The organism is Dietzia sp. HMSC21D01 (assembly GCF_001815995.1).
Taxonomy (GTDB): domain Bacteria; phylum Actinomycetota; class Actinomycetes; order Mycobacteriales; family Mycobacteriaceae; genus Dietzia; species Dietzia cinnamea.
In genome coordinates, this window is sequence record NZ_KV823706.1 from 1 (window position 1) to 2,803 (window position 2,803).

General features: G+C 74.7%; 3 protein-coding genes. All 3 read right to left on the reverse strand.

The annotated features are described in order from the left end of the window. Positions 1-601, reverse strand: a 601-nt coding sequence (locus HMPREF3086_RS02410) for a glycosyltransferase (protein WP_141763955.1), incomplete at its 3' end; no start/stop codon positions are given. 129 nt (positions 602-730) lie between these two features. Next, positions 731-2,050 (reverse strand): glycosyltransferase, encoded by a 1,320-nt coding sequence (locus HMPREF3086_RS02415; RefSeq protein ID WP_070719998.1) that lies wholly within the window; start codon positions 2,048-2,050, stop codon positions 731-733. Next, on the reverse strand, positions 2,047-2,803 hold a 757-nt coding region (locus HMPREF3086_RS02420; RefSeq protein ID WP_070719996.1), incomplete at its 5' end, for a glycosyltransferase. The genes HMPREF3086_RS02420 and HMPREF3086_RS02415, both read right to left, overlap by 4 nt.

The window sequence follows — 2,803 nt, forward strand, 5'->3', positions numbered from 1 at the left end:
CGGTCCACACCGCGCGGGGCGCCGCGCCCCGCCGCGAGTCGGACCCGGTCGCCCGGGGCCGCCAGGTCGCGAGCTCGACGCCGTTCGGCAGGATGTCGGCCCCCTGCGGCACCCGCCAGGTTCCGAGGACGGATCGGCTCACGGCGAGCACGTGGCCGGTGGCCTCACCGAGCTGGTCGAACGCCTCCTGCATGGGCTCGAGCCGCGGGCAGTGCAGCGTGGTGATCATGGGCGTGCCCATCTCGGCGGCGCGTACGAGCGGGACGTGGCTGAGACTGTGGTTGAGCACCACGTCGTAGCCGGCCACGGCGACGTGGTCCATGAGTCGTTCGAACTCGACGGAGTCCGCCTCGTAGCCGCCGGGCGGGTAGTAGCTGTCGCCGCGGCCGGCCGCGGTGGCCATGGCGGTGAACTCGAACCGCGGGTTGTGCCCATCGCTGCCGGTGGCCGCGTACAGGGTCACCCGGTGACCGCGGGCGCGCAGGGCCAGGACCTCCTTGGCCACGACCACTTCGAGCCCACCGGCGTACGGCTCCCGTATGGGGAACCGGGACGGCCCGATCACGGCGATGTCCAGACGCTGCTCGCTACGGTCGTCCACAGCCCCCCTCGTCCTCTCGTGGCACCCGACCGGTCCGGGCGCTGCCAGAACATTGAATAGTGTCCTGTCGGGGGCCCCCGCGCCACCGCTGCGGCACCGGCGCGTCACCCCCGTCGCGCCATCCGACCGTCACCATCCGCCGATGATCCGCTCGAGCCGCACACCGTCGCCGTCGCCTCCCAGGCTGCGGACCCCGACGCCCGCCGCGGCGATCGATCGCGCCGCGGGAGGACGCTCGCCCCACTCCTGCTCTCGCGCCAAAGCCCGGGAGCTGCGAATGTTCGCGAGGGTGCGCCCCTCGTCGTCGTCCAGGGTCACGCTCCCCTCGGGTGGGCACAGGGCGCGCAGCCGCCGCGCGTCGAGCGCCCCGAGCGCGCAGGGACGGTGGATGTCGACTAGGACGGGGGGACGACGACGAGGACCCGCCCCAAGCGTTCCCGGTCCCCACCACGGGCTGCGCGGGCGGAGGTCCACGCGTGGGTCGTCGGCGAAGAGCTCGGCGATCACGGCGGCGTCGGGGGTGGCCGGGTCGACGGTCACCGCGACATCGCCCCAGGTGAGCAGGGATGCGCAGGTGGCGGCGGCCGTGCCGGTCCCGCCGAACGCCGGGTCGGCGGCGCGGACGTGGACGGCGATCGAGGGCACCGCGTAGATCCCGCCGGCCGGCCGGGTGAGCGTCGACGCGATGAGCGGGGCCAGGCGTGCGGTCTCGGCGTTCTTCTGGGCGAGGTGGTCGGCGGCCTCCCGATCCCCGTCCGCGCCGGCGCGGCCGAACCAGTCGGGGCCGTCGTGCCAGGCCACGGCGTCGGAGACGTACAGCAGGCGGCCGCCGGCCTGTTCGCAGCGCCAGGCGAGGTCCCAGTCCTCGCCGCCGTAGCCGACGATGTCCGGATCGAAGCCGCCGGCCAGGTCGTAGAGGCGGCGGTGCAGACCGCACACGGCGGACAGCACGCCGCGCCACAGGTCCTCGCCCCGGGTGAGGTTCGCGGTCTCGGCGTAGTAGCCGGCCGGCCACTCGGGGTCCGGCAGGATCTCGGCGGGCTCTACTACAGTTGCGCGGTCCGGGAAGCGCCCGTACCGACGACGCCCCACCACCAGCAGGTCGGGTCGGCCCTCCAGCGCCTCGCACATCGCGGCGACGTAACCGGGCCCGGGGACCGTGTCCCCGTCGAGGAAGAGCAGGAGCTCACCGTCGCCGGCCTCCGCACCCAGGTGGCGTGCGGCGGAGGCACGGAAACCGCGATCGTCCTGCCGCACGACGGTGACGTCGGGCGGGACCGTCGGCGGGGTGGGCGAGCCGTCGTCGGCGACGATCACCCGCAGCGTGCCCCGGTGGTCGAGTCCGGTCTGGCCGCGGAGGGCGGCGAGGATCCGGTCGAGCATGCGCTGGTCGCGGTAGTACGGGATGACCACGTCGATGCCACCGCGCACGGAGGTACTCGGGGTCATGCGGGCCCCCCGGTTCCCGCCGGCCACTGCGCCCACGCCGTGCGGTACGCGCGTCCGAGTTCCTCGATCCCCGGCGGCGGGGGCGGGATGCGTGTGGGCGAGGGATCGTCGAGCAGTCGCCGAAGGTCGCCGGCGAGGTCGGTGCCGTCAGTGATGAGCAGGGAGCCGGGGCGGTCGTGTTCCATCTCGCGGATGTAGTCCGAGTCCCAGACCAGGGGGCGCCGGCCGGCCGCGGCCCACGTGCCGAGCGACCCGGACGCCGACACGTTGCGGAACAGGGCGACGGGCACCGTCACCTCGCCGAGCACGCGGGCGAGGTCCTCGTCGTCGACCCGTCCCGTCACCTCGACGCGCCCACCGGCGGCGCGGGCGGTCTGCAGCGCGGCGTCGACGTAGTCGTCGTGCCCGTCAGCGGGGGCGCCCAACAGCCGTAGAGTTATGTCGGCGTCACCCCCAGCGGCCAGGGCGGCGAGGGCCTCGGCGACCACGTCGACGGCCTTGCCCGGGTGCAGGAACCCGAACACCCCGACCGACCGCTCGTCAGGGGTGAGGTCGGCGGGCGGCCCGAGGTCGGGGACGGGCAGCGGGATGACGGCGTCGACGGCGATGTCGGCGGCCGCGCAGAGGCGCCGCTCGTGCTCGGAACTCACCACGACCAGACCGGCGGCCCGCGCGATGCACTGGTAGGCCCGGGTGCGGCGGCGGCACCGCTCGGCACCCTCCGCGAGCTGGGGCACGTCGTGGAGGGTAACG